The sequence below is a fragment of the Deinococcus seoulensis genome, assembly GCF_014648115.1.
Classification (GTDB): domain Bacteria; phylum Deinococcota; class Deinococci; order Deinococcales; family Deinococcaceae; genus Deinococcus; species Deinococcus seoulensis.
This window is the reverse complement of record NZ_BMQM01000003.1, coordinates 1-25,803: the sequence shown is the minus strand read 5'-3', so window position 1 is coordinate 25,803 and position 25,803 is coordinate 1. Positions and strand designations below refer to the sequence as shown.

The following is a 25,803-nucleotide window of genomic DNA, read 5'->3' as shown; positions in this document are numbered from 1 at the left end:
CTGCCGGGCGCGCGTGAATTAATCCGCGTGGACGGCGCGGAACCTGACGGGCCGCTCACCCGCAGGCGGGGGCGGCGGCGTTACACTCGCCCGCGTGAGGATCAGGGGCGTTCAGGGGAACAGCGGGCAGGCAGGCACGGACCTTCAGGTGGGCAGGCGACTGGGATGGCTGGGCAGGGCGGCCATCGTGTCGGCGCTGCTGGTGTCCGGCGTGGCCGCCGCGCGCCCCGTGGCGATCGGCGGGTTACGGCAGAGTGCGGGCCTGGACTCCCGGCAGTTCGTGAGTGGCGAGGCGCTGGCCGTGTGGACCCTGCCGCGCCTGGGGGTCGCGGTCCGCAACGATCCGCAGGACCTGCGGCTGCAACTGGGCACGCGGGAACTGCGCTTCTCGCCGCAGACCGGCTGGCGGGCCGTGGGGTTCACGCTGAGTGCGCGGCTGCCGCTGCCGGAACTGGCGGGCGGCAGCCTGTTCGTGCCGCTGGCGGCGCTGGAGGTGCTGGGCGTGCGGATCCTGGCGGACACGCCGGACCTGCTGGATTTCGCTGCCCCGGCCCGCGTGCCCACCGCGACGTTGCCTCCCACGCCCCAGCCCCCCGCAGCCCAGACCCCCGCAGCCCAGGGGACCACGGCACAGGGGACCGCAACACCGGGACCCGCAACACAGACGCCCGCAGTCCCTGCACCTGCCACCCCCGCGCAGGCGGGGCAGCCCTCCCTGCCCGTCCCGGCGCCAGCGACCCCGCGTCCGGCCGCCTCGCCCGCGCGGCCTGCCGTCAGCCTGCCCCCGGCGGCCCCCACCCCGGCGTTCCAGCCGACCGCGAACCTGGGCACCATCCGCGTGAGCCGCAGCATGCACCGCAGCGTGGAAGTGCAGCGCGTGGTCCTGGAATTCAACGTGCCGGACGCACGCGCCGTCGCGTACAGCGTGAACCGCGAGGCCAGCGGACTGCGCCTCACGCTGCCCGGCGTGAGCAGCTCGCCCGTGCAGCAGACCCTGGAATCCGGGGACGCCCTGACCCTGGACCTCACGGCGGGCGGCAGCAGCCTGTTCCTGGGGACCGGCGGGGGCCGCAGTGAGATCTTCACGCTGGACAGCCCGGCCCGCATCGTGATCGACACGACCACCTACACCGACACCAGCGTCCCGCCGCCCGTGAACCCGGACACGCTGCCCACCGGGGTCACGTACCGCCAGCAGGGCAAACTGCACCTGCTGAGCTTCGACCCGGCGCTGTACCAGACGCGCGTGGTCAGCGCCCCGGCCGGGCGGGCCAGCGGCGTGGCGGACCTCGTGCGGGCGGCGGGCGGCGTGGCGGGCGTGAACGGCGGGTACTTCGATCCGGGCAGCAACCTGCCGGTCGATCTGGTCGCCGTGGGCGGCCTGATGACTTCCGGCAGTCTGGAGAAACGCGCGACGCTGGGCGTGACCGCGCAGGGCGACACGCTGTTCGGGTACCCCCGCCCCCGCTACGTCCTGAGCGGCGCGGACCCGGACGGCGCGCCGTACAGCGTCACCGTGAACAGCGTGCGCGCCCGGCCCGCCCCGGACCTGCTGACCGCCTTCGTCGGTGACGGCCGCAGCAGCGTCGGCGCGGACAGCCTGACCACGCTGTACGTCACGCCGGGCAGCAGCAGCGTCCTGCGGGCCTTCACGGGAAGTGTCGTTCCGCCCGCCGGGACGCTGGCCGTCACGTTCGACCACGCCCGCTTTCCGCAGTTACCCCGCGCGGCCGGGTCGCCGCTGACCGTCACGCTGGACTGGCGCGCCACCGACGCCCCCTGGAGCGGCGCCGTGGACGCCCTGAGCGCCGGGCCGCTGCTGGTGCAGGGCGGGAAGGTCGTGGTGGACCCGGTCCGCGAGGGCTTCAACACGACCGCCAGCATCTGGCGACCCACCCGGCAGGTGGCGTTCGGCACGCTGAGCGGACGGCCCACCATCGCCTACCTGGAGTACGGCAGTCCCGAAACGTTCGCCGCCGCGCTGGCCGGGGCCGGCGTGCGGGACGCCGTGCGGCTCGACAGTGGCAGCAGCGCCACCGCGTACGTCACGGGCGGGTACGCCGACCTGGGCGGGTACCTGAACACCGTCTGGAGCCGCACCGTGCCCAACGCGCTGGTGCTGGTGCCGCGCCCCGGCACGGCCGCCGCCGCGAAGAAGTAGGTGAGGCGTGGGCACGGCGCCGCAGGCTGTTTTGCACGGCCCACGCCCACGTCAGGCCCGCAACTTGATCAGTTCCATCAGGCGCAGGTAGGCCTGCGCGGTCACCTGCACGTCACCGAACGACCGGTGACGGCCGCCGGGCGCGAAGTTCAGGCCCAGCCGTTCGGCCAGGACCGTCAGGTTGTGCGCGCGTTCCTTCGGGAAGGCGCGGCGCGAGAGTTGCACGGTGCAGTGCTCACTGGCGGGCGCCCAGGTCAGGCCGTGCCGCTGGGCGTTGGCGCGCATGAACCCGCCGTCGAAGCCGATGTTGTGCGCCACGACCGGCCAGCCGTTCACGTACTCGATGAATTCCGGCAGGACCTCGGCAATGGTCGGGGCGGTGCGGACCATTGCGTTGCTGATGCCGTGCACCTGCTCGGCCCGCCAGGGAATCATCAGGGTCTGCCCGTCGGGGGTGGTGGGGCGCACCAGCGTCTCGTACTTCAGGTGTTCCTGCACCTGACCGTCCACGATGCGCACCGCGCCGATTTCCACGATGCCGTCCCGTTCCGGTGAGAGGCCCGTGGTTTCAAGGTCGAACACGACAACATTCACGCCCCGCAGCGTAGCGCGTGCGGGGCGGAGCCTCTGTGGGGTGTGCGGGGCGGGAGGGGCGGGTCAGCGGACCAGCAGCGGTTCGTACGCGGTCTTCACGGTGCCGTTCGCGAACGTCAGGCGGGCGATGGTGTTCAGGCTGGTGACGGTGCGGTCCGGAACCTTCTTCACGGCCAGACTGACGGACGCCGTGACGACCCGCCCGTTCTGGCTGAGGCGCGGGTCGAGGGTGCCGGGTGTGCGGCCGGCCACCCAGGTTTCCACGTCTGGCAGGAGTTTTTTCACGTACTGGCCGTTCTGCACGTACTCGATCTCGTACTGGAAGTCCGCGCGGACCACGGCGCTCTGCGCGCCCTTGGTCTCGATGCGCAGGGTGCAGCGGGCGGCCTCGCCCATCTGAAGGTAGGCGTTCGTGCCGCTCTGGGAGGCGCACCCCGTGAATTTCCAGGTGTTCAGTTTGGTGGGGCCGGTCGTGAGCGTGGCGGGCGCGGGCGCGGTCCGCGCGAGGAATGCCGGGCTGACCGTGACGTTGAAATCGGTGGAGCTGTCCCATTTCTCGCAGGTGACGCCCTGGGTGCGTTCGTCCGGGCTGTCGACGAGCGTGCGGGTGAAGTTCGCGCCGTAGCAGGATTCAACGGCGCCGGTATACGGCACGTACCCCAGCGCGAGTTTCTGCATCTGCTGGAAGGCGGCGCGGTCGGCAGCGGCGTTCAGACCGTCGTTCCGGACCCACAGTTGAACATCCACGACGCGGCTGCCGGGTTCGGCGGATTCGCGCGTGATGGACAGCCCCTGGTAGCGACTGAACGGGTACTGCCATTCCCGGCCGCGCACGAACGGTTCGCCGCAGTCGTAAGACTGGCAGAACGCGGACTGCTGAATCTGCGCCTGCGTGACGCTGGTGCCCAGAATGCCAGCGGCGTGCGCGGTCAGGGGGAGGGTCAGCAGGGCGGTCAGGGTCAGGGATCGGACTGAACGCTGGGTCATGCCCAGAGCGTACCGGGCGGACAGCCCGGCCGTCGGGGCATCTGCGGCGGCATGCGGGGCGGCGGCGTGCTAGGCGCCCGGCGTGCCAGCGTGGGTAGGGATCGGATCAGGTCAGTGCGGGCGGGGCTGCGGCCAGGGCGGCCAGGGCTTCTTCCTTGCCTTTGGCTTCGACCTCGATCCAGGGAACGTCGTGGTAGGCGCTGGGCAGGTGGGTGATCAGCCGGCTGTGGCGGCGGTCCTGGGGGCCGTCGATGCCGTTACTCAGGTGCACGACCTGCCAGTCGGGGGGTGTCCAGGTGCGGCGGGCACTCAGGACCCACTCGCGGACGCTGGGGTGTTCCTGGTCGGGCAGGCGGTCGTGGATGACGTGGTGGTGCGCGTCGAACACGAGGGGCGTGCCGGTGGCCTCGCAGACGGGCAGCAGGTCGCGGGGGCTGTAGGCGCGTTCGTCGTTTTCCAGGCCCAGGCGCAGGCGCACGGCGTCCGGCAGGTCGGGGATCAGGTCGCGCAGTTCGGCGGCGCGGCCGCCCTTGCCACCGTGCAGCAGTAGCAGGTTCCAGGGGGTGCGGGTCAGGCCGAGGTCGTCCATGACGCGGGCGTGGGCGCTGATGGCACGCAAACTGCTGCCGCGGACTTCGGGGCGGTCGCTGTTCAGCACGATGAACTGCTCGGGGTGCATCAGCACGCGGATACCGGCGTCCGTGAAGGCCTGTCCGGCGCGGGTCAGTTGCGGGGCGAGGTGGGTCAGGACGGCGGCGCCCGTGTCGTCTCCGGCGAGGTCGAGCATGGGGAACAGGCTGGAGCTCAGGCGGTACAGGCGGATGCCGCGTTCCTGGCAGAAGGTGGCGGCGGCGCGCAGCCGGGCGATGTTGTCGGCGTACAGGTCGAGCAGGGCACCCTCGCGCGCGGTGGGGGTCAGGGCGCGGTAGCGGGTGAGAGTGATGGTGCGGAACCGGACCTCGGGGCCGGTGGTCAGGCATACGAGGCCGTAGGCGGGGCTGCCCGCGTTCGGGGTGGCTGTCACGGGCGGTCCCGTTTGGCGGCGGCGCGGCAGCGGTCCGAGCAGTACAGGACGTTGTCCCAGTCGCGTTCCCATTTCTTGCGCCACGTGAAGGGCAGGCCGCAGTGGGCGCAGGGTTTGCTGGGGCGTTCGCTGGGTTTGCGGCCTCCGCCGGGGCGCCGGGCAGTGGTGGGGCTCATGCTTCCGAGTGTGCCTGCTGGGGTGGGGGCAGAGTGTGCGATCCCTCCGGGGTGGCCTTCATGGTGAGTGAAGAGGGACGTCTTCTAGTTTTGAAAGCGCTTTCAAAACTTCTGGTGTCACCCGTCACATTTCAGAATGACGCCCCGGTCATCCAGAGGACGCCCGCCAGAGATACCCGCACCCTCAATCTGCACTATATCGCCGGATTTAGGTGTCTGGGTCGCTCTATTCTTCTCCTCAGCATCACGCGGACCTTTCTGACGCATGACTCCGGCCGGGCATCATGCACCTTCATCCTTGCTCTGCGCAGCTTGACAGCGTTTTCAGAATTGCTTAGGCTCAGGCGGTACAGACAGTCCAGCAGGAGCCCCGCTCCAACCCATGCCCACCGGCCTCCCCCGTTTCCGGGCCGCCCCGTTCTGCCGTCCCACAAGGCCCCGTCTGCGCGGGTCCGGTGGCAGCAGGTCTTCTTGCTCCCCAGGAGTCAGCATGAACAGCTCACTGAAAGGCCCCACCCGCCCGGTCGCCCGCACCGCCCGCCTGTTTGCCGTGGCCCTGACCGCCTCACTGCTGGCCGGCTGCACGCGGTCAGGTGCGGCCGAACCGCAGGCCGTCTGGCAGGACGAATTCAACGGCACCAGCCTCAGCAGCGCCAACTGGACCCCGCAGATCGGCAACGGCTTCATGTCCGGCAGCGACTACGTGAGCGGGTGGGGCAACAACGAACTGGAGTACTACACGGACCGGCCCGAGAACCTGCGAGTCGAGAACGGCGAACTGGTCATCACGGCCCGCCGGGGCGCGTACCAGGGAACCGCGAACGGCCAGAACAGCACCTTCGACTGGACCTCCGCGCGCATCCGCACCGCCGGGAAGTTCAGCCGCGCCTACGGCAAATTCGAGATCCGCGCGAAATTCCCCACCGGCAAGGGCCTGTGGCCCGCCATCTGGCTGCTGCCGGAAGAACCCAACCCCTACGGCGTCTGGGCCGCCAGCGGCGAGATCGACATCGCCGAGGGCTGGGGCAGCAAACCCACGGAACTCGCGCAGACCCTGCACTACGGCGGGCAGTGGCCGAACAACGTGTACTCCGGCACCACCGTGAACTTCCCGAACGGCGGCACCATGGACCAGTGGCACACCTACACCGTGGAATGGACGCCCGGCAAGATCCAGTGGTTCATCGACGGCCAACTGACCAGCGAGAAGACCGCCTGGTGGAGCGCCAGGGGCACGCCGCCCACCAGTGACGCCGACCTGCACGCCTGGCCCGCGCCGTTCGACAAACCCTTCCACCTGCTGCTGAACCTCGCGGTGGGCGGCAACTTCGACGGGAACCCCGACGCCAGCACCCCGGACACCGCCGAGATGCGCGTGGATTACGTGCGCGTGTACGGCCTGACCGGCGAGACCGCCAGTCCCGGCGCCCGCCCCGACATGAAGTACCCCTGGACGCCCGCCGAGGCCCGTGACGCCCAGCAGGACGGGAACCTCGTGTTCAACGAGTCCTTCGACTGGGCCGACGACGACAAGCGCGTCACCGCCGACGCCCCCCGCCTGGACGGCGTGACCCAGAGCGCGTACTGGACGCTGTTCCGCAGTGACGGGCAGGCCACCCTGAGCAACGACGTGGCCGCCGGGAAGGCCCTGAAGGTCGATATCACCAACCCCGGCAGCGTGAACTACGCCGTGCAGGTCCGGCAGGACGGCCTGAACGTGGAAACCGGCGGGAAGTACGAGGTGTCCTTCGACGCCTGGGCGCAGACCGCGCGGCCCATGATGCTGAAAGTCGGCGGCGGGCAGGACCGCGGGTACGCCGCGTACTCCGGCGAGCAGACCCTGCAACTGGGCACCACGAAGGAACGCAAGACCGTCACCTTCGACATGAAAGCCACCACGGACGCCGCCACCCGCCTGGAATTCAACCTCGGGAACGCCGGCACCGGCCCCGTCTGGATCGACAACGTGGTCGTCAAGCGCATCGGGAACGCCGCCGGGGCGCGCCCACCCGCCGCCGACGGGAACCTGCTGTACAACGCCGCGTTCACGCAGGACAGCCCCAACCACCCCGGCATCACAGGCGTGCCCGGCACCGCGTACTGGACCACCTGGAGTAACGTCCCGGAACGCCTGACCACCAGCGTCGGCGGCGGCACCGTCACCCTGAACGTCAGGGACGTGGACCCCGCCAACAACTGGCACGTGCAACTCAACCAGACCGACGTGCCCCTGACCGCCGGGAAGTCCTACACCCTGACCTTCAAGGGCAGGGCCACCGACGCCCGCGAGGTCGCCGTGGTGATCGGCGAGAACGGCGGCAGCTACGCCCGCTACCTCGACAAGACCGCCGCCCTGAACGCCACCGAGCAGCCCTTCACGTACACCTTCACGGCGGCCGCCACGAACCCCGCCGCGCAACTCCAGATTCTCGGCGCGGTCGGCACGCCCGGCAGCAGCTACGGCCTGAGCTTCCGGGACTTCAGGCTCGTGCAGAACCCCTGACCTGAACGGACCTCTCCCCCACCCTGGACGCCTGCCAGGGTGGGGGATTTCGCTGCCGGTCATTCTCGCTTGCCGTGGCTGGCAGCCCGTCGCATGATTTGCCCAGCAAGCCTTGCATCACAAGGCATTGCTCCGGAGGTCTCCCTTGAACCCACTCAAATCCGGCACCATCGACCTCGTCATCCTCGCGGCCGTTCAGGAACAGCCCCGCTACGGCCTGGAACTCGCGCAGCATATCGGCACCCGCAGCGGCGGCCTGTTCGAACTCAGCGAGGGCACCCTCTACCCCGCCCTGCTGCGCCTCAGTCGCGCCGGACTCATCGAGGGCCAGTGGCACCCCACCCCCGGCGGCGGCAGTCCCCGCAAGGTGTACACCCTGACCGACAGCGGCGGCCAGGAACTCACGCGGCGGCGCGGCGAATGGCAGAAACTCCAGGCGGCCGTGAACGCCCTGATCAGCCGGAGCCTCGCGTGAGCCGCGTGTCCCGCTACGTCCGCCGCGCCACCACCGGCCTGCCCCGCCACGAACGCCTGGAGGTCGCCGCCGAACTCCGCACGCACCTGCTCGACCGGGTGCGGCAACTGGAGGCCGAGGGATTCAGCCGCGAGGAGGCCGAGCATCTGGCCGTGACCGCCATGGGCCACCCGACGGGCACCAACCGCGCCCTGCTGGGGCACGTGTTCACGACCGCGCTGGGCTGGACGCTCCTGACCGCCCTGATGACTGGTGGTGGAGGCTGGTGGGTGTGGAAGAACGTGCCGCTCCCGCTGCCCGGCGTGCGCGAGGCCAGCTGGAACTGGTCGCAGGACCTGAGCAGCGACGACCTGCGGGACGTGCTCGCCACACCGGACGCCCCCCGTGGTCAGATGCTGGCCGCCACCCTGCGGGTTCCGCCGACGACCGAGTGGGTGTATGTGGCCCTGACACCGCTGGCGCAGACGAAGGGGCGCGCCTCACTGTCCGCCCACCAGCTGGTTCCCGCGCCGGGCACAGGGCCGAACCGGGTGCGGCTGGCACGGGCCGTGCTGGGAAGCAGTCCCTGGGACGCCAAGCTGTGCGAAGGAGACGGGCTGGCGCTGTTCGCGGCCCTGACCTGGCCCGCCGAGAAAGACCCTTCCCGCGCATCTCCCACCTGTCTGGCGGACCTTCCACCCCGTGCTGGCCTCGACTGGATTCAGGGCAGCTGGGGGCGGACCTCATGGACCGTCCGGGACATCCGGAGCAGCAACCACCGCTCAGCCCGGGTGCTGCCCATGAACGAGTGGACGCCCCTGGCCGTGTACGGCCTGGACTACACCCAGCCGGGCGGGAAGCAGCGGAGCGTGATGTGGCGGGAGGACGGGCAGGAGATGAAGGTGGCGTACCTGTACTCGGTAATGCCCGCTGACCACCGGCGGCACCCGGCCAGGAATGGCACCGCCCTGAACGTGACCTTCATACAGGACGGGCCGACCAACTGGCGCAAGGGCACGCCGGACCTTCCCTGGCCGCAACCGGACCTCAGCCGCTGACGGTCTCGCGGCCCAGCGCCAGCTCGCCCAGCGCGGCGTGCGCTTCGAGCAGCAGCGCCTCGGTCTCGTCCCAGCCGACGCAGGCGTCCGTGACGCTCAGGCCGGGCACCAGAGTGCTCAGGTCGGCGGGGATGCCCTGCTTGCCGGGGCGGAGGTTGCTCTCGATCATCAGGCCGCGCACGGCGTCCTGCCCGGCGGCGCGCTGGTGCAGCACGTCGCGCCACACGAGGCCCTGACGGGTGTGGTCGCTGCCGCTGTTGGCGTGCGAGCAGTCCACCATGACAGCCGGGTCGAGTCCGGCGGCGCGCATGAGGTCGGCGGCTTCCCTGACGAACTGCGGGGCGTAGTTGGGGCCGCCGCGTCCGCCGCGCAGGATCACGTGCCCGTCGGGGTTGCCGAGGGTGTGGACGATGCAGGCCTGTCCGTCGTCGTCGACGGTGAAGAAGGCGTGCGGGGCGGCGGCGGCGACGATGGCGTCCACGGCGAGTTTGATGCCGCCGCCCGTGCCGTTCTTGAAGCCCATCGGGGCGGACACGGCGCTGCTCATGACGCGGTGCGTCTGGCTTTCGGTGGTGCGCGCGCCCAGGCAGGCCCAGGCGACCGCGTCGAACACGTACTGCGGCGCGAAGGGGTCCAGGAGTTCCGTGGCGACGGGCAGGCCCATCTCGCTGACCTGCACCATGAGTTTGCGGGTCAGTTCCAGGCCCCGGTTGATGTTGTTGCTGCCGTCCATGTCCGGGTCGAGCAGGTAGCCGCGCCAGCCGACGGTGGTGCGGGGTTTATCCACGTACACGCGCATGTGCACTTCCAGGCGGTCCTTCACGCGTTCACGCAGCGCCGCGAGGCGGTGGGCGTACTCGACGGCCTGCTCGTGGTCGTGGATCGAGCAGGGGCCGACCACGACCAGCAGGCGGTCGTCTCGGCCGTGCAGGATGTCCTGCGCGGCTTTGCGTCCGGCCAGGACGGTCGCCTCGGCCTGCGCGGTCAGGGGATGCAGGGCTTTCAGGGCGCGGGGGGTGATCAGGGGCGTGAAGCCGCTCACGTTGAGGTTCTCGGTACGGCCAGCTTCGATGATGGGGTCCGGGTGCGTCATGGGGGTTCCTCGGGGGTGGGGTGGAGGGAAAGAAAAGACCCGGTGGCCTCTGGGGGCTCACCGGGCGGCGGGGGTACAGCGCACCTAGGCCCGGTGTGAACCGAACCAATAAAAGAAGGCGCCGCGACTGGTCATGGGGCAAGTGTAGGCGCCGGGCCGGGCGGGGGGCGGCGCGGCGGTCTAGGGCAGTGTCAGAAACCTGTCCAGTCCCGCACGGCCGGGGCCGCCAGGGGGGGCGGGTCATACGGACTCCGATTGAATGGCTTATAAAGCCGTTCAATCCGAGCGGAGCGAGTAGGAGTCGAAGCGGGTTCCGGACGTGGAGTTAACAGATCGGTGGTGTTCCGATCTGTTAACGCAATAAACGGAATCCGTATCAGTCTTCGGTGCCCGCGATGTTGCGCAGGTTGCCCAGGCGGTCGGCCAGTTCGCCCAGTTGCAGGGCGCGCAGGGCCTTGGCGGCGCGGGTCAGGCCGGCGTCGTCCACGCGGCCCTGGTTCCAGCCGGCGATCAGCATGGCGCAGCCCTGGAGGGCCTCGGTGACGGTTTCGCGGTGGAACATGGCGGCCAGTGGGCTGGTCTGGGCGGGCTGGGTCTGCTGCACCTGCGCCTGGGTGTCCAGGATGACCTGCATGAACACGGGGTCCAGGCGGGCGCGGTCGTCGGCGCTGATGGGGGTTCCGGCGGGGCTGCTCATACGCGGCAGTGTAGTGCGGGCGGCGCGGCGGGCGCGGGACGCGCCGCACAGTGACGGAACAGAGTGCCGGAGTACAGTGCCGGACCTGCCCCGGTCCGGTGCCGCGCCTGCGTGCTGCCCGCCTGGGCTGTCTTCACGGTGTCTTTGCTGTCTGCGCCGCTGCCCGCGCCGCGCGGAGGAAACCATTATCTTGCTTGCATCTCACGGGATGCGGGGGGGACGGATGGCATGAAGTACGATCCAGGCACCAGGTTTTTCGATGAGATGTTCAGCGCGCCGGGGCAGGTGCGCCCCCATTACGAGGGCGTGGAGGCCTACATTCAGCGGCTGGGAATTGCAGAGTTCGAGCGGCGGCGGCACCTGCTGGACGCCGCGTTCCGGAATCAGGGCATCACGTTCACGGTGTACGGGGACACGCAGGGCACCGAGCGGACCTTCCCGTTCGATCCGGTGCCGCGCATCATTCCGGCGTCCGAGTGGGCGCACGTCGAGGCGGGCCTCACGCAGCGCGTGCGGGCACTGAACGCCTTCCTGACCGACATCTACAGCGGCGCGCAGATCCTGGCGGACGGCGTGATCCCCTCTGAACTGGTGTTCACGTCCGTGCACTTCCGGCGCGAGGTGCACGGCGTCGTCCCGCCGGGCGGGGTGTTCATTCACGTGGTCGGCACGGACCTGATCCGCAACGAGCAGGGCGAGTACCTGGTGCTGGAGGACAACCTGCGTTCGCCGAGCGGCGTGTCGTACCTGCTGGCCAACCGGCAGGCCATGACGCGCATCTACCCTGGCATGTTCGAGGGTCAGGGCGTGCGGCCCGTGCAGCAGTACGCGACGGCGCTGCTGGCGAACCTGCAGGCCGTGAGCCCCAAGCCCGGCGGGACGGTGGTGGTGCTGACGCCCGGCATGTACAACAGTGCGTACTTCGAGCATGCGTACCTCGCGCAGCAGATGGGCGTGGAACTCGTGGAGGGCCGCGACCTGTTCGTGGACGCCGGGCGCGTCTGGATGCGCACGACGGGCGGGCGGCGGCAGGTGGACGTGATCTACCGCCGGATCGACGATGATTTCCTGGACCCGCTGGCGTTCCGGCGGGACAGTTCGCTGGGCGTGTCGGGCCTGATGGAAGTGTACCGGCAGGGGCGCGTGGCGATCGCCAACGCGGTCGGGACGGGCGTGGCGGACGACAAGGCCGTGTACGCGTACGTGCCCGACATGATCCGCTACTACCTGAACGAGGAGCCACTGCTGAACAACGTGCCCACGTACCTGGGCTGGAACCCGGATCACCTGGAGTTCATGCTGGCGAACGCCGGGGACCTGGTGTTCAAGGGTGTGGGCGAGGCCGGCGGGTACGGCATGCTGATCGGCCCGGCGGCCACGCAGAAGGACATCGACGCGTACCTTCAGAAGGTGCGGCTCGAACCGCGTGAGTTCATCGCGCAGCCGGTGGTGGGTCTGTCGCGCCACCCGACGCTGTACCCGGACACCGGGACGTTCGAGGGGTCGCACATCGACCTGCGGCCGTACGTGCTGTTCGGGCAGGACGTGACGATCGTGCCGGGCGGCCTGACCCGCGTGGCCCTGACGCGCGGCAGTCTGGTCGTGAACAGTTCGCAGGGTGGGGGCAGCAAGGACACCTGGGTGCTGGAGGACACGGCCGCCGCCGCCGCGCACGAGGCCGTCCGGGCCGCGCAGCAGTCCCAGAGTCAGAGCCAGAGCCAGTCGCAGGGTCAGTCGCAGGGGCAGGTGCAGGACATGCTGTCTCCGTCGGGTGACGGCCCGGCCCGCTCCTACCAGCAGCAACTGGAAAAGGAACAGCTGGAAGCCGCGCCGGAACAGGCCCGCACCCCGGAAGCCGGGGAGGAACCCGCAGGGCAGGCCGAACAGGCCGGGGAGGACCGCTGATGCTGCTGCTTTCACGGCTGGCCGAGAACCTGTACTGGACCGGGCGGTACATGGAACGCGCCGAGAACACCGCCCGCCTGCTGAACGTCAACTACTACGCGTCGCTGGAATCGGCCGGGCGGGTCCGTGAACACTGGCGGCCCCTGCTGGAACTCACGGGCGGCGAGGGCGCACTGCTGGAACGCTACGGGCAGGTGGATACCCGCACCGCCACGTCCTGGCTGGCCTTCGACCTGGACAACCCGTCGAGTATCGCCAGCAGTCTGGCGCAGGCCCGCCGGAACGCGCGCGGACTGCGTGACCGGATTCCCAGCGAGATGTGGGAGGCCCTGAACCGCTCGTACCTGAACCTGTGCTTCGAGACGGGCGGCGTGATGGACCGCGACGGCCTCTACGAGTACTGCGTGGCGGCGCGCGAGGCGTCCCAGTTCTTCTTCGGGATTGCCTTCGCGACCCTCCCGCGCGACGAGAGCTGGTCGTTCCTGCGCAGCGGTCAACTGCTGGAACGCGCGGACAACACCGTGCGGGTGTTGCAGGCGCGGCTGGACAGCCCGCAGGACCCGGCGGCGCTGGGCGGCCCGGCCGACCCGACGTGGCGCGCCCTGCAGGAGCAGCGCTGGGTCAGTGTGCTCAAGGGCGCCAGTGCCTTCGAGGCGTACCGCAAGTCGGCGCACACCGGCATCGATCCGCGCGGCGTGGCGGGGTTCCTGCTGTTCGACGAGTACTTTCCGCGCAGCCTGCGGTACAGCGCCGAGAACCTGCACGACGCGCTGACGCAGATCGACCTGTGCCATCCGGGCGCGCATCCGGAGGTGCTGCGCCTGTCACGCTGGCTGGTCGCGCGGCTTCAGTACGCCCGCACCGACGACATCCTGGAGCGGCGTTCGCCGTCGCTGCCGGAACTCCTGGTCGAGATCAACCGCGTGGGGGCCGCGATCGACGCGGCGTACTTCCAGCAGGAATGACGGGCTACCTGAACACAGGAACAGTTGCCTGCCAGGACCGGGGAGAGGGCTGATGCGCTGCGAGATCCGTCACACGACCGAGTACCACTACCCGAAACCCGCCTGGGATTCCTTCAATCAGGTGCGGCTGCATCCCAGTCAGGAGGCCCGGCAGACCGTGCGGTCCTTTCATCTGCACGTCACGCCGGACGCCGAGGTGACCTCGCACAAGGATTACTTCGGGGCGATCGTGCATCACGTGCACGTGCACGAGCACCACCGGCACCTGCTGATCGAGGCGCAGGCGCTGGTGGACACGCACGCCGTGCCGGACCCGGCAGGCACGTCGTTCGGGGCGCTGCTGGACGAGCGTGGGCGGCACACCGAGTTCCTGGTCGCCAGTCCGCGCGTCCCGGCGGGCGCGTGGCCGGAACTGTTCGGCGTGACGCGCCCCACCGCTGCGGACGACCTGCCGTCGTTCCTGGTGAACCTGAACTCGTCGCTGTACCGGCAGTTCACGTACGACACGAAGGCCACGACCGTCAGCACGCCCCTGGCAGAGTTCGCCACGCACCAGCGGGGCGTGTGCCAGGATTTCACGCACGCCATGCTGGGCATCACGCGGCAACTGGGCATTCCGGCGCGGTACGTGAGCGGGTACCTGTACAGCGGCGGCGAGATGGTCGGCGCCGAGGCCACGCACGCCTGGGTCGAGTGTTTCGTGCCGGGGTACGGGTGGCTGGGCCTGGACCCCACCAACAACTGTCTGGCGCGCGAGAAGCACATCAAGATCGGGCATGGCCGCGAGTACAGCGACGTGTCCCCGGTGCGCGGCACGTACTATGGGGGCGGGCAGGGCCGCATGGACGTGGCGGTTCACGTGTACGGCCAGTCGTAACGGATGCGGCAGCGTCCCGGCAGGGCGGGCAGGCAGAGCAGCGGGGAGGCGGGGGCGTGATGCCCTGGCCTCCCCTCCCCTGCGGCGGTCTGCGCGGCCGGGTCAGCCGCCCGTGACGGCGCGGCCCACGGCGAACAGCGTGCCGAAGAACAGGGCGATCAGGCCGGTCACGACCGCCTGCGCGATCCACGCCAGGACCAGCGTGACGGCGGCCTGCGTCTGGTCGCGCAGGTTCATGCTGCTCTGCACGGCCAGGAACCCGAAGTAGATCAGGACGAGACTCAGGGCGAAACTCACCAGCCAGCCGAGAACCGGGATGATGCCGATCAGGGTCATGGCGATGCTGATCGGCACGTAGAACAGCGCGAAGGTGTACGCCACTTCCGGGTACGTGCCGGTACCCCTGAACAGCGTGCGGCCGATCAGGTAGACCGCGCCCGTGAACATCAGGAAGCCGACGGGCACGCTGATCAGGCGGCTGAACAGCTGCCCGAAGAAACTCACGTCGCTGTGCAGGAACGAGAACACGGCCGCGATGACGCCCGAGACGGCGGCGGCCAGCATCACGTAGATGAACGCACTCTGAAGGCCGCCGCTGCGTTCGTAGCGTTCGAAGGTGGCGGGGCTGGGCCGGGTCAGCACGGCCGTGCTCTGGGCGAACATGTCCTGCACGCTGACGTCCGGGCCGGTGACTGGAGTTCTCATGCCCCAGAGTACGCGGGGCACCTCATGGAAGTTTCAGCCTGCCGGGCAGTCAAGCCGTTCACGGAACCTTCATGCGCTGCGGCGGCGCGTGCGTGCCGCGCGGCGTGCGGCATGCTGGGAAGCATGACCCAGGCCCCCGCCACACCGCCCCTGATCACCCGCACCTCGACCGCCCTGATCACCGGGGCCAGCAGCGGCATCGGCGAGAGCCTCGCGCGGCAACTCGCGGCGCGCGGCGCGGACCTGATCCTGGTCGCCCGCACCGAAACCCGCCTGGAAACCCTGGCCGCCGAACTGCGCGCCCGCTGCCACGTGCAGGTGCACGTGCTGCCCGCCGACCTGAACCGCCCCGGCGCGGCCGCCGACCTGGCCCGCGAGGTCCGCGCACGCGGCCTGAGCGTGGACATCCTGGTGAACAACGCCGGACTGGGCAGTTACGGCGAGTTCAGCACGCAGCAGACCGCCGAGATCGACCACATGATCGCCGTGAACATCAGCGCCCTGACCGGCCTGACCCGCGCGTTCCTGCCGGACATGCTGACACGCGGTCGCGGCCGCATCCTGAACGTCGCCAGTACCGCCGCGTTCCAGCCGGGGCCGATGATGGCCGTGTACTACGCCACCAAGGCGTACGTCCTGAGCTTCAGCGAGGCCGTCGCCGAGGAGGTCGCGGGCAGCGGCGTGTTCGTCACGGCGCTGTGCCCCGGACCCGTCCGGACCGGCTTTCAGGCGGTCAGTCAGTTGCACGAGAGCGACCTGCTGAGCGGCCCGGCCCGCCTGACCATCCTGAGCGCCGATGAGGTCGCCCGGCTGGGCGTGCAGGGCATGCTGCGCGGCCAGCGTGTCGTCGTGGCGGGCCGCCTGAACCGCGTGCAGACGCTGCTGCCGCGCCTGCTGCCCCGCGCGGTCATGACCCGCCTGATCGCCCGCGTGCAGGGCCGCCGCACCTGAACCCCGCCCGCCGGTCCCGCCCCGGCACCTTTGCCGGGGGCGCGGCATGAGAGAATAGAAACGATGACGGATTTTTCCTCCACCGGAGAGCAGCAGACCCACTCGGGCTTCATTGCCATTATCGGCAAACCCAACGTGGGCAAGAGCACCCTGCTGAACAGCTTCCTGGGCACCAAGGTCGCCCCCACCAGCCCCCGCCCTCAGACCACCCGACGCGGCGTGCGCGGCATTCACACCAGCGGTGACCGCCAGATCGTGTTCGTGGACACGCCCGGCCTGCACAAGGCCAAGGACGCCCTGGGCAAGTACATGAACCACGAGGTGCACAGCGCCCTGGCCGACGTGGACGCCGTCGTGTGGGTCGTGGACCTGCGCCACCCGCCCACCGACGAGGACCAGCTGGTCGCCCGGCAGATCCGCGAACTGCCCAAACCCGTGTTCATGGTCGGCAACAAGACCGACGCCGCCAAGTACCCGGACGAGGCCATGAAACTGTACCGCGCCCTGCTGGAGGGCCGCGAGCACGACACCAGCGAGACCATGCTGAGCGCGCAGAACAACCCAGCCGCCGTGGCGACCCTGCGCGAGCAGCTGCTCGACGCCCTGCCGGAGAACCCGTTCTTCTTCCCGCAGGGCGCCGCCAGCGATCAGACCCGCGAGCAGTGGGCGGCCGAGATCATCCGCGAGGAAGCCATGAAGAAACTGCGCGACGAACTGCCGTACGCCGTCGCGACCCGCGTGAACTCCTGGACGGAACGCCAGGACGGCCTGCAACGCATCGAGGGTGAGATCGTCGTCGAGAAGAACGCCCACAAGGGCATGGTCATCGGCGCGGGCGGCAAGCAGCTGCGCGAGATCGGTCAGGCCGCCCGCAAGCAACTGGAAGTGTTCCTGAGCCGCAAGGTGTACCTGGGCCTGGAAGTCATCGTGATCAACAACTGGCGCGAGGACGAGGAAGCCCTGCGCGAACTCGGGTACGAGTAAGGGTTTACACGGGCACGGCCACCCGCCGGGGCGGAACGCAGATCAGTGCGTTCCGCCCCGCTGCTGCCCTTGCGGTCAGCACCCGCGTTCCCGCAGGGCGTCCTCGTAGAACAGCTTGGTGTGGTGCATGCGGATCAGGCGGGCGTCGTACAGGGCGTCGAATTCGGTTTTCGGCACGAAACGCACCTCGGTCACCTCGTCCGGCAGGGTGGGGCGGAAGGTGGATTCTGGTAGGGCCTCGGCCAGCCACGCGTGCCGCAGGACGGGCACGCCGTCCGGGAAGTGACCCAGGTACGCGGCCAGAAATTTCAGGAGGCGGACCCGCACGCCCGCTTCCTCCCACGCTTCGCGCACGGCGGTGTCCTGGGGGTTCTCGCCGTCCTCGACGGTGCCGCTGGGGATGTGCCACAGGCCCGCCTTCTGCCGCTGCTGCGGGACTCCGTTCTCACGGACGAGCAGGATGTCGCCCGCCTCGTTCAGGATGACCACGCCCGCCGCGCGGTGAGAGACGGGCGTGTGAAGTTCGGGGCCGAACTGCATTTACCAGCCGTTCCGTTCGCGCAGGGCGGTGATCTGGGCGGTGTGGTGCCGTCCGTGCCAGGCGTACATGGCGAGCAGGGTGTCCACGGTGTACGTGCGGCCCTGCGCGGGGTGCGTCCAGGGCCTGGCCCAGTCGTATCCGGCGGGGTCCAGCGAGGCGAACAGCATGCCCAGGCGCGAGTGCAGCGCGTCCAGCAGGTTCAGGCTGACGTCAGGGACCAGTTCGTGGTCCGGCAGGGTCGCCCAGCGGTCTTCCTCGTAGGGTTTGATGGTGGGGTTTTCCTCAGTCAGCGCGAGTTTCAGGCGGATGAAGGCGTTCATGTGGCTCTCGGCGACGTGATGCACGACCTGCCGCACCGTCCAGCCGCCGTCGCGGTAGGGGGTGGACAGTTGCTCGTCGCTCAGGCCCTGCACAGCGTCGAACAGGTCGGCGGGCAGCGCGAACAGGTGCCCGAGGGCCTCGACACGCTCGACGGGCGTGAGGGTCTGCGGGGTGGGCATCGGCCCGAGCGGGTAGCGCAGGTCGCCGGTCACGGGGTGACCCCGGTGTTGCTGGGCTCACTGGGCTGGCCGGGTTCCTTGCGGGTCCAGCGGGTCGCGTCGCGTTTCTCGATCTTGGCCATCATGCGTTCGAAGCCGCGTTCCAGGTTCAGGCCGCGTTCGTTCGCCATGCAGATGGTCACGAACAGCAGGTCCGCGAGTTCCATCTCCAGGTCGCCGGGGTCCTCGCCGGGTTTGGGCGTCTTGCCGCTGGCGTGCGCGATGACGCGGGCGATCTCGCCAGTCTCCTCGGTCAGTCGGGCCAGCATCAGCAGCGGCGGGAAGTACCCCTCCCGGAACTGGCTGATGTAGGCGTCCACGCGGGCGCTGGCATCCTCGAAGGTCAGGCTCATGCGGGTCAGCATACCGGCAATGGCCGGGGGTGCCGTGCGCCAGCTGGCCGATGCGCGGGCCGCCCGGCGTGGCGCACCCTGAGAGGCATGACCGCGCCGCCCCCGCTGCACCACCCTCTGCCCCACCCGCTCCACAGTGCCGGGCCGCCCGTGTGGGACGTGACCCGCGCCGACGGCCTGGGGGTACTCCCGGACAGTCCGGACGCGCTGGAGGCGTTCCTGCCGGACCTGCGCTCGGCACTGGCGGGCGTGCTGGTCGCGGCGGACGGCGCGGATCTGGTGTTCGTGGGACGCTCGCCCGAGCCGCTGCGGGCGTACCTGGGCGGCCTGCTGTGGGGCGTGGACGTGCCGTGGCGGGTGTCGGGCCTGAACGTGTCGCTGCTGAACGCCACCCTGGACGCCGGGCAGGCGCGGACGCTGCGGCCCCTGCTGGCCGGGGCGGGCCTGCACCCGCGCGAACTGGTGCGTTCGGGGCGCCGGGCGGCGCTGGTGGACGTGGTCGCGTCGGGCGGGACGTTTGCCGAGCTGCACCGGGCGCTGCGCGACTGGGCGCGGCAGGACGGTCTGGGTGGGCGCTGCGTGACCCGGCGGGTGCGGCTGGTGGGCCTGCTGCGCGGCGGGTACGCGCGGCCCGCCGCGCACCGCTGGAACGCGCTGCCGGAGTTACGGGGCGTGCAGGCCCGCAGTGTCCTGACCGGCGCGGGCCTGTGGTCCTGGCTGGCCGAGAACGGCGAGAAGGTCGCGCCGCGCTTCCCGGCCGACGCCTGGGCCGCGCCCCCTGCCGGGCTGCCCGCGCGTGACCCGGAGCGGCTGGCGGCGCTGGCGCAGGCCCGCACGCTGTTCCTGCTGGGGCAGCGGCGCGGCGAGCGGGAGGCCATGACAGCCGCACTGAACGCCGCCGGGGGCCAGCGGGTGGCAGCCGTGCGGGCCCTGTGCGGCGCGTGGCGCGGCGCGGCCTCTCCCCTGCCGGGCCGACCGCACCGGGGCCGCCTGCCCCGCCCGGCGGGCTGAACGGGCGAGGGGGAAACCCGGTCTGGATTTCCCCCCTCTACCTGCCAGCTCTGCCGCCCAGCCGGGCTTCAGCGGATGTACAGGTAGGTTTCCTGCACGTCGCGGTCGGCGGCGGCGTAGGGTTGCAGGTAGGCGTTGCTGGTGGCGTTCCAGCGGCCGTCGTCGTACGTGCCGCGCAGCACGAGGTCCGTGGTGGGGCGCACGCGGGTGAAGATGGCACGCACGCGTTGCAGGCCGCGCGGTTCGGCCAGGGTGTACGTCTCGCCGTCCTGCGCGCGGGGGAAGGTGGTCGTCCCGGCCGGAACGTAGGCGTTACGGATCAGGGTGCTGGTGTACCCGTTGCTCTGCAGGGCGATCAGGGTGACGTACCCGGCCGTGCGGGTGGTGACGCTGAGGCGCAGCGTTTCACCCACGGCGTAGGTGCTGCCCTCGCCACGGTCCGGGCGGAGGCCTACGATCAGGTTGCTGCCCGATCCCTGAAGGCCCAGGTTGGGGCGGACGGTGACGGTGCAGGCGCTGAGGCCCAGGGCCAGCGTGCCGAGCAGAAGTGCAGTGCGCATGCGGTCAGCATACCGGGCGCAGCTGACGGAAACCTGAGGCGGACCTGACGCGCGCCCTCACGCCCCCCATCAGGTGGGACGCCGGATGGGACAGCCGGGCGGGGCGGGGCGGGATGGTCAGCGGACGCGCGTTCGGGTGGGGTGCCGGCGGCGTAGCATGGGGCATGAATCCCGCCGACGCCGCACATGCCGCTGCCCCGCGCCGGACCGCCCGGCCCCGCGCCGCCGCCAGGGCCGCCCTGACGGTCCTGATGTTGAGCGCACCTGCGGGGGCCGTCACGACGGGCACGCAGACCGCGCCGCCGCAGGTGACGACGACCGCGCCGGACGGCCCGTACTCCAGCAACCGGTTCTTCAGTGATCTGGGGGCCGGGCGGGTGGCGCGGGTGGTGCTGTCCAGCGCGGGGCAGGCCAGCGTGACGTTCGTGGACGGCAGCCGCCCGCGTTCGCTGGTCGTTCCGGCGGACGGCGCGACCCTGGCCCGCATCCGCGCGGCGCGGGTGCCGCTTCAGGTGACGCAGGCCGGGTCGTCGTTCGCGTGGCTGGGGCAGGTGCTGCCGCTGATCCTCACGGCCCTGATCCTGGTGGTGCTGTGGCGCAGCATGCGCGGACAGGGCGGGAGTGGCGGCGCGGCAGGGAATTTCGGGAAGTCGAGGGCGGCCGTGATCAGCGAGGGTCAGATCAAACTCAACTTCACTGACGTCGCCGGTTGCGACGAGGCCAAGCAGGACCTTCAGGAAGTCGTCGATTTCCTCCGCCACCCCGAGAAGTACCACCAGCTCGGCGCCCGCATCCCCCACGGCGTGCTGCTGGTCGGCCCCCCAGGCAGCGGCAAGACCTTACTGGCAAAAGCTGTCGCCGGTGAAGCGAGGGTCCCCTACTTCAGCATTTCGGGCAGCGACTTCGTCGAGATGTTCGTCGGCGTCGGCGCCGCCCGCGTCCGCGACCTGTTCGAGCAGGCCCGCAAGGCCGCCCCCTGCATCGTCTTCATCGACGAGATCGACGCCGTGGGCCGCAAGCGCGGCATGAACATGCAGGGCGGCAACGACGAACGCGAACAGACCCTCAACCAACTGCTCGTCGAGATGGACGGCTTCTCCAGCGGGCAGGAGGTCATCATCCTGGCCGCCACGAACCGCCCGGACGTGCTGGACGCAGCGTTGCTGCGTCCGGGACGCTTCGACCGGCAGGTGGTGGTGGACGCGCCGGACGTGCGGGGCCGCGAGCAGATCCTGCGGATTCACGCGCGCAAGAAACCGCTGGACGCATCGGTGGACCTGGGCGTGGTGGCGCGGCGCACAGCGGGGATGGTGGGGGCGGACCTGGAGAACCTGCTGAACGAGGCGGCGTTGCAGGCGGCGCGGTCGGGTCGGACGCGGATCGTGGGGCGGGACGTGGATGAAGCGCGGGACCGGGTGCTGATGGGCCCGGAGCGGCGGTCGCTGGTGGTGCGGGAGGCGGACCGGAAGGTCACGGCGTACCACGAGGTTGGTCACGCCCTCGCCGCGCAACTGCTGCCGCACGCCAACCGAGTGGCGAAACTGACGGTCGTGCCCAGGGGCCGCGCCGCCGGGTTCATGATGCCGGACGCCGATGACCGCCTGCACGTCACCCGGCCCGCGCTGGAGGACATGATCGCCGTCGCCCTGGCGGGCCGCGCAGCCGAGGAGGTCGTGTTCGGCGAGGTCACGACCGGCGCGCAGAACGACTTCCAGCAGGCGACCGGCATTGCGCGGCGCATGGTGACCGAGTGGGGCATGGGCGAAACCATCGGCAAGGTCGCCCTGGCCAGCAGCGAGGGCGGATTCCTGGGCGGCGGCAGTCAGATGACACCCATCAGCGAGGCCACCGCCGCGCAGGTGGACGCCGAGGTCCGCACCCTGCTGGACGCCGCATACGCCCGCGCCCTCGCCCTGATCGGCGAGCACCTGGGCCGCGTGCACGAGATCGTGACGGTGCTGATGACCCGCGAGACCCTGAGTGGCGAGGAATTCAGCGCGCTGCTGGGCGGTCAGGAACTCGAACCGCTGCCGCCCGTCGCGCCGCCCACCCCGGCCAGCCTGCCCGGCTGAAGCCCCCGCCGGATCGGCTCCACAGGGCTACACAGACCACAGGGCTACACAGGGCAGCGCCCCCGACCGCGTGGATCGGGGGCGCTGTTCAGAGTTCCTCTTCCTCGGGGTCGCGGCCCAGGCTGGGTTCCACCGGGGGTTTGTGGCGGTTCTGGGTGCTGGTGTCCTGCGCGGGGGTGGGGGCGGTCGCCTCGTCGCGGGTCAGGCGGATCTCGATGGGGCTGGAACCGAAGTTCACGCTGCGCTGCGGGAAGGGAATCTCGATGCCGGCCTCGTCCATGGCGATCTTGATGCGGCGGTTGAACTCGCGGCCCAGCGCCCACTGGCTCTTGGGCTGCACCTTGTACAGGGCGCGCAGGGTCACGCCGTCCGGGGCGAGCTGCACGACGCCCTGCATCTCGGGTTCCTCCAGGAAGAAGTGCCGCCAGTCGGGCGATTCGTACAGTTCGGTACTGACGGCCTGCAGCACCTTGAGGGCCTCGTCCAGGTTGGCGTTGTACGTGACGTCCACGGCGGCGACCACGCGCGACCAGTCCTTGCTGCTCACGCTGACCGTCTGAATCTGGCCGTTCGGGACGATGTGCATGGTGCCGTCCAGGGCGCGCAGGGCGGTGACGCGCAGGTTCAGGCGTTCCACGCCGCCCGAGAGTTGCCCGGTGTTGATGGTGATCACGTCGCCCACGCCGTACTGGTCCTCCAGCAGGATGAAGAAGCCGTTGAAGACGTCCTTGATCAGGCTCTGCGCGCCGAAACCGACCGCGAGGCCCAGCACGGACACCCCGGCGAGCAGGCTGGTGGCGTTCAGGCCGATGGCCTGCAGGGCGGCGATGGCGCTGATGATGACCACCACGACCCGCAGGGTGCTTTCCACGACGCCCTTGAGGGTCTGCACGCGCACGCTGCGGCGGTTGAATTCCTGTTCGGCGACGATGCGGGCCGCCAGGGTGCTGATCAGGTTCCAGGCGATCAGGGCCATGGCGATCACCACGACCAGTTGTCCGGCGCTGTGCCGGAATCCCTGCGTGATGTCGCGGCCCAGCTCGAACAGCACGGGCACGCTGGGCAGGTACGCGACGAAGGTGGCGACGGCCAGCCACGACACGCTGACGATCAGCAGCCACGCCCACTTGAGGACTGGCACGAGCCGGCGGTGGATGTGCGGGGTCAGCGCCTTGATCAGCAGTCGCCCGAAGCGGTAGATGGCGTAGGCGAACACCGCCGTGAGGGCCAGCCCGACCCACACCTGCGGTTTGACGATCTGAACACTCAATTCGGCCAACATGCCCCCCAGCCTCTCATGAGAACATGAGGGCTGTGAGGCAGAAGGTCAGTTCAGGCTTGACTGTTCCTGAAAGGCCGCCTCCAGGCGGGGCACCAGTTTCGCGTCGTGGGCGCGGGCGGCGCGCAGCAGGGCGTTCTTCACGGCGCGGGCGTCGGCGCTGCCGTGCCCGATGAATGCCAGACCCTTCACGCCGATCAGCAGGCTCGCGCCGTACGTGCTGGGGTCCATGCGGTCGGCGAGGCTGCGCAGCGAACCGCGCACCAGCAGGCCACCCAGCTTGCTTTTCAGGGTGCTGCTCAGGGCCTCCTTGACCCAGCCGAACAGCACCTTGGCCTCTCCCTCGGCGAGTTTCAGGACGACGTTCCCGGTGAACCCGTCGGTCAGGACGATGTCGGTGGTACCCATGAACACGTCGCGGCCCTCGATGTTCCCGTGGAAGTTCACGCCGCGCCCGTGCAGTTCCCGCAGCAGTCCGTGCGCTTCGAGGACCAGGGCGTTGCCCTTGTGGTCCTCCTCGCCGATGGACAGCAGGCCCACGGTGGGGTTCTCGCGGTCCTCGACGACCCGCAGGTACACGCTGGCCAGCCGCGCCCACTGCGCGAGGTAACTGGCTTTCACGTCGGCGTTGGCGCCCACGTCCAGCATGGTCGTGAAGCCCCCGCGTGCCGGGAGGTGCGCCAGGATGGCGGGGCGTTCCACGCCGGGAATGCGGCCCAGGGTCAGCAGTGCGGATGCCATGGTCGCGCCGCTGTGGCCCATGCTGACGGCCGCCGACGCGCGGCCCTCCTTGACGAGGCGGGTGGCGACGTTGATGCTGGCCTGCGTGCGGCGGCGCACGTCGCTGGCGTGCTCGTCCATGCCGATCACGTCGGTCGCCTCGACGACCTCGATGGGCAGCGTGGCACTTCCGGCGTGCTTCCCGAGTTCCGCGTGCAGTTTCACGCGGTCACCGACCAGCAGCACACTGACGCCCGCGCGGGCAGCCAGGACGGCGCCCTCGACGTTCGGCGCGGCGCCGTGATCGCCGCCCATCGCGTCCAGCGCGACCGGCAGGGCCTTCTGGCCTTCGGCGCTCACCGGGGCTTCAGCGGTCATCGGATTCCTGCAACGCCGCCGAGGTGTAGAACGGGCGGTGCTCGCTGCCGCCGTTGCCGCGCGACTCGCTGGGCAGGCGGTAACCGGGGCGCTCGACGTGCTCGCGGATGTCCTTGAAATCCACGTACTCGTCGGCGGCGTTCCGCAGTTCGTAACTGGTCATCTCGGCGATGCAGGCCACGACCACGCGCTTGCCACGGGCGCGCAGCACCTCGACCGGACGCTCGAAGTCACCGTCACCGGTCAGCAGGACCGCCGTGTCGAACCGGTCGCTGGTGGACAGCAGGTCCGTGACGATCTCGATATCCAGGCTGGCGCGGCGGTGCGTCTCGCCACCCTCGTCGGTCGCCTCGCGCAGCGGGCGGGTGCGGACCGTGTACCCCATGTACGTCAGGGCGTCCGTGAAGCGCTTCTGCTTGTCGTCGATGGGCGTGGGCACCGCCGTGTAGTAAAAGGCGTTGTACAGGGCGCCGCCCGCCGAGAAGTGCTCCAGGATCTTGCGGTGGTCGAAGTTCCAGCCGAGTCGTTTGGCCGCTGCGTACACGTTCGCGCCGTCAATAAAAAGTGCAATGCGTTCCATCTGATGTCTCTCCTGTGCGCCCGGCCCACTGAGGGGCCTGGGCCGCTGGCCTCCCCGATCGGGGGTCCGCCCCGCAGGATACCCGACCCCCCGGCGCCTCACCCACCCCCCCGCACACCCCGGCGCCTTCATTCAGGCCCCCAGTTCCTTCAGGCAGGGTGCAGGGCGGGCCGCAGCGCCGGGTCGTGCAGCGCCTCCCAGACCTCGGCCCGCAGGCGGGTCAGGTTCACGCCCGCGTACACGGGCGGCAGGGTGTCCAGGTGCCGGGCGGCCTTGTGGTAGTTGCGGTGCGTCAGGCTCCCGTGATGCCAGCGCTTGTGCAGCGCCGCCGCCAGCAGGATCACGCCCTGAAGGAACGCCCGGTCCGGCCCGGACGCCCGCAGCCACGGTTCCTCCCAGGCCTCGTGCGCCTCCCACCACTCGCCCCGCGCGAACAGGGCCGCGCCACGCTCGAACGCCCGCGCGTCCGCCGGAGTCCAGTGCGGGAGGCTGCTGTCGGTCACACCCGCAGCCTAGCGCGGCCCGGCAGCAGTCCGGGAGCGGCGGATTGAGAGCCGTGTCACGACGGTTAACTGACATCTTTCAGTTTTAGAAAAGGACGTCCAGCACGGCTTCTGACCTCAGAATGAGGATGTG

At 70.1% G+C, this 25,803-nt stretch carries 26 protein-coding genes; 11 read left to right on the top strand and 15 right to left on the bottom strand.

The features are described 5' to 3' along the window. Window positions 1-94 precede the first annotated feature (94 nt). Entirely contained in the window at window positions 95-2,161 is a 2,067-nt protein-coding gene (locus IEY70_RS03445; protein WP_373290740.1) for a phosphodiester glycosidase family protein, read from the top strand. 51 nt (window positions 2,162-2,212) lie between these two features. Here the strand turns inward: IEY70_RS03445 and IEY70_RS03440 are convergent, their stop codons facing one another. The 4 genes from IEY70_RS03440 to IEY70_RS03425 form a co-directional block, all read right to left on the bottom strand. Further along, window positions 2,213-2,755, bottom strand: a complete 543-nt coding sequence (locus IEY70_RS03440; protein WP_189063607.1) for a 3'-5' exonuclease — start codon at window positions 2,753-2,755, stop codon at window positions 2,213-2,215. Window positions 2,756-2,818: 63 nt separating this feature from the next. Continuing rightward, window positions 2,819-3,742, bottom strand: coding sequence for a hypothetical protein (locus IEY70_RS03435; protein WP_189063606.1), 924 nt, complete (start codon window positions 3,740-3,742; stop codon window positions 2,819-2,821). Window positions 3,743-3,848: 106 nt separating this feature from the next. Continuing rightward, entirely contained in the window at window positions 3,849-4,766 is a 918-nt protein-coding gene (uvsE, locus tag IEY70_RS03430; protein ID WP_229777593.1) for a UV DNA damage repair endonuclease UvsE, read from the bottom strand. Beyond that, a complete protein-coding gene (locus IEY70_RS03425; RefSeq protein WP_189063604.1) occupies window positions 4,763-4,942 on the bottom strand; it encodes a DUF2256 domain-containing protein in 180 nt (59 codons plus the stop codon). Before IEY70_RS03425 ends, uvsE begins: the two co-directional genes overlap by 4 nt. 490 nt (window positions 4,943-5,432) lie before the next feature. Between IEY70_RS03425 and IEY70_RS03420 the strand changes: the two genes are divergently transcribed. From IEY70_RS03420 to IEY70_RS03410, 3 genes are all read left to right on the top strand, one after another. Beyond that, complete coding sequence (locus IEY70_RS03420; protein ID WP_189063603.1) at window positions 5,433-7,445, top strand: carbohydrate binding domain-containing protein; 2,013 nt, start codon at window positions 5,433-5,435, stop codon at window positions 7,443-7,445. 145 nt (window positions 7,446-7,590) lie between these two features. Continuing rightward, window positions 7,591-7,920, top strand: a complete 330-nt coding sequence (locus IEY70_RS03415) for a PadR family transcriptional regulator (protein ID WP_189063602.1) — start codon at window positions 7,591-7,593, stop codon at window positions 7,918-7,920. Next, complete coding sequence (locus IEY70_RS03410) at window positions 7,917-8,957, top strand: permease prefix domain 1-containing protein (RefSeq protein ID WP_189063601.1); 1,041 nt, start codon at window positions 7,917-7,919, stop codon at window positions 8,955-8,957. Before IEY70_RS03415 ends, IEY70_RS03410 begins: the two co-directional genes overlap by 4 nt. Here IEY70_RS03410 and IEY70_RS03405 read toward each other — a convergent pair. Together IEY70_RS03405 and IEY70_RS03400 are read right to left on the bottom strand one after the other, a co-directional pair. Further along, a complete protein-coding gene (locus IEY70_RS03405) occupies window positions 8,947-10,050 on the bottom strand; it encodes a 3-deoxy-7-phosphoheptulonate synthase (protein ID WP_189063600.1) in 1,104 nt (367 codons plus the stop codon). The two genes, IEY70_RS03410 and IEY70_RS03405, sit on opposite strands and share 11 nt — an antisense overlap. A gap of 376 nt (window positions 10,051-10,426) precedes the next feature. Further along, window positions 10,427-10,747: a hypothetical protein gene (locus IEY70_RS03400; protein ID WP_189063599.1), complete on the bottom strand. Its 321-nt coding sequence runs from the start codon at window positions 10,745-10,747 to the stop codon at window positions 10,427-10,429. A gap of 228 nt (window positions 10,748-10,975) precedes the next feature. Here IEY70_RS03400 and IEY70_RS03395 point away from each other — a divergent pair, with 228 nt between their 5' ends. Genes IEY70_RS03395 through IEY70_RS03385 form a run of 3 tightly spaced genes read left to right on the top strand, consistent with a single transcriptional unit; the run spans window position 10,976 to window position 14,494 of the window. Next, on the top strand, window positions 10,976-12,652 hold the full coding sequence (locus IEY70_RS03395) for a circularly permuted type 2 ATP-grasp protein (RefSeq protein ID WP_229777592.1): 1,677 nt from the start codon (window positions 10,976-10,978) through the stop codon (window positions 12,650-12,652). Beyond that, window positions 12,652-13,617 carry an alpha-E domain-containing protein gene (locus IEY70_RS03390; RefSeq protein ID WP_189063598.1) on the top strand — a complete coding sequence of 322 codons (966 nt, stop codon included), beginning with the start codon at window positions 12,652-12,654 and terminating at the stop codon, window positions 13,615-13,617. The genes IEY70_RS03395 and IEY70_RS03390 overlap by 1 nt, the downstream gene beginning before the upstream one ends. Window positions 13,618-13,669: 52 nt before the next feature. Next, the gene (locus IEY70_RS03385) at window positions 13,670-14,494 is read left to right on the top strand and encodes a transglutaminase family protein (protein WP_189063597.1); all 825 of its coding nucleotides are present in this window, start codon (window positions 13,670-13,672) and stop codon (window positions 14,492-14,494) included. Window positions 14,495-14,596: 102 nt separating this feature from the next. On the opposite strand, the gene IEY70_RS03380 is transcribed toward IEY70_RS03385, so the two are convergent. After that, the gene (locus tag IEY70_RS03380) at window positions 14,597-15,199 is read right to left on the bottom strand and encodes a YIP1 family protein (RefSeq protein ID WP_189063596.1); all 603 of its coding nucleotides are present in this window, start codon (window positions 15,197-15,199) and stop codon (window positions 14,597-14,599) included. A gap of 123 nt (window positions 15,200-15,322) precedes the next feature. Here IEY70_RS03380 and IEY70_RS03375 point away from each other — a divergent pair, with 123 nt between their 5' ends. Then, window positions 15,323-16,150: an SDR family NAD(P)-dependent oxidoreductase gene (locus tag IEY70_RS03375; RefSeq protein WP_189063595.1), complete on the top strand. Its 828-nt coding sequence runs from the start codon at window positions 15,323-15,325 to the stop codon at window positions 16,148-16,150. A 63-nt stretch (window positions 16,151-16,213) separates the two neighbouring features. Continuing rightward, window positions 16,214-17,134, top strand: coding sequence for a GTPase Era (gene era, locus IEY70_RS03370; protein ID WP_189063594.1), 921 nt, complete (start codon window positions 16,214-16,216; stop codon window positions 17,132-17,134). A 75-nt stretch (window positions 17,135-17,209) separates the two neighbouring features. Here the strand turns inward: era and IEY70_RS03365 are convergent, their stop codons facing one another. The 3 genes from IEY70_RS03365 to IEY70_RS03355 are packed head-to-tail and all read right to left on the bottom strand — an operon-like array spanning window position 17,210 to window position 18,567. Further along, entirely contained in the window at window positions 17,210-17,674 is a 465-nt protein-coding gene (locus IEY70_RS03365; protein ID WP_189063593.1) for a Nudix hydrolase, read from the bottom strand. Beyond that, a complete protein-coding gene (locus IEY70_RS03360; protein WP_189063592.1) occupies window positions 17,675-18,208 on the bottom strand; it encodes a YfiT family bacillithiol transferase in 534 nt (177 codons plus the stop codon). Further along, window positions 18,205-18,567, bottom strand: coding sequence for a nucleotide pyrophosphohydrolase (locus IEY70_RS03355; protein ID WP_189063591.1), 363 nt, complete (start codon window positions 18,565-18,567; stop codon window positions 18,205-18,207). The genes IEY70_RS03360 and IEY70_RS03355 overlap by 4 nt, the downstream gene beginning before the upstream one ends. An 87-nt stretch (window positions 18,568-18,654) precedes the next feature. Between IEY70_RS03355 and IEY70_RS03350 the strand changes: the two genes are divergently transcribed. Next, window positions 18,655-19,578 (top strand): hypothetical protein, encoded by a 924-nt coding sequence (locus tag IEY70_RS03350; protein ID WP_189063590.1) that lies wholly within the window; start codon window positions 18,655-18,657, stop codon window positions 19,576-19,578. A gap of 68 nt (window positions 19,579-19,646) precedes the next feature. Here the strand turns inward: IEY70_RS03350 and IEY70_RS03345 are convergent, their stop codons facing one another. After that, complete coding sequence (locus tag IEY70_RS03345; protein WP_189063589.1) at window positions 19,647-20,138, bottom strand: DUF4384 domain-containing protein; 492 nt, start codon at window positions 20,136-20,138, stop codon at window positions 19,647-19,649. A 164-nt stretch (window positions 20,139-20,302) separates the two neighbouring features. Between IEY70_RS03345 and ftsH the strand changes: the two genes are divergently transcribed. Further along, window positions 20,303-22,210 (top strand): ATP-dependent zinc metalloprotease FtsH, encoded by a 1,908-nt coding sequence (gene ftsH, locus IEY70_RS03340; RefSeq protein WP_229777591.1) that lies wholly within the window; start codon window positions 20,303-20,305, stop codon window positions 22,208-22,210. Between the two features lie 88 nt (window positions 22,211-22,298). Here the strand turns inward: ftsH and IEY70_RS03335 are convergent, their stop codons facing one another. The 4 genes from IEY70_RS03335 to IEY70_RS03320 all read right to left on the bottom strand — a co-directional run bounded on the left by IEY70_RS03335 (window position 22,299) and on the right by IEY70_RS03320 (window position 25,670). Beyond that, on the bottom strand, window positions 22,299-23,492 hold the full coding sequence (locus IEY70_RS03335) for a mechanosensitive ion channel family protein (protein WP_189063588.1): 1,194 nt from the start codon (window positions 23,490-23,492) through the stop codon (window positions 22,299-22,301). A 45-nt stretch (window positions 23,493-23,537) separates the two neighbouring features. Continuing rightward, window positions 23,538-24,587: a phosphate acyltransferase PlsX gene (plsX, locus tag IEY70_RS03330; RefSeq protein WP_189063587.1), complete on the bottom strand. Its 1,050-nt coding sequence runs from the start codon at window positions 24,585-24,587 to the stop codon at window positions 23,538-23,540. Then, window positions 24,577-25,167, bottom strand: a complete 591-nt coding sequence (locus IEY70_RS03325; RefSeq protein WP_189063586.1) for a LabA-like NYN domain-containing protein — start codon at window positions 25,165-25,167, stop codon at window positions 24,577-24,579. Before IEY70_RS03325 ends, plsX begins: the two co-directional genes overlap by 11 nt. Before the next feature lie 149 nt (window positions 25,168-25,316). Next, window positions 25,317-25,670 carry a DUF309 domain-containing protein gene (locus IEY70_RS03320; RefSeq protein ID WP_189063585.1) on the bottom strand — a complete coding sequence of 118 codons (354 nt, stop codon included), beginning with the start codon at window positions 25,668-25,670 and terminating at the stop codon, window positions 25,317-25,319. Window positions 25,671-25,803: the final 133 nt, after the last annotated feature.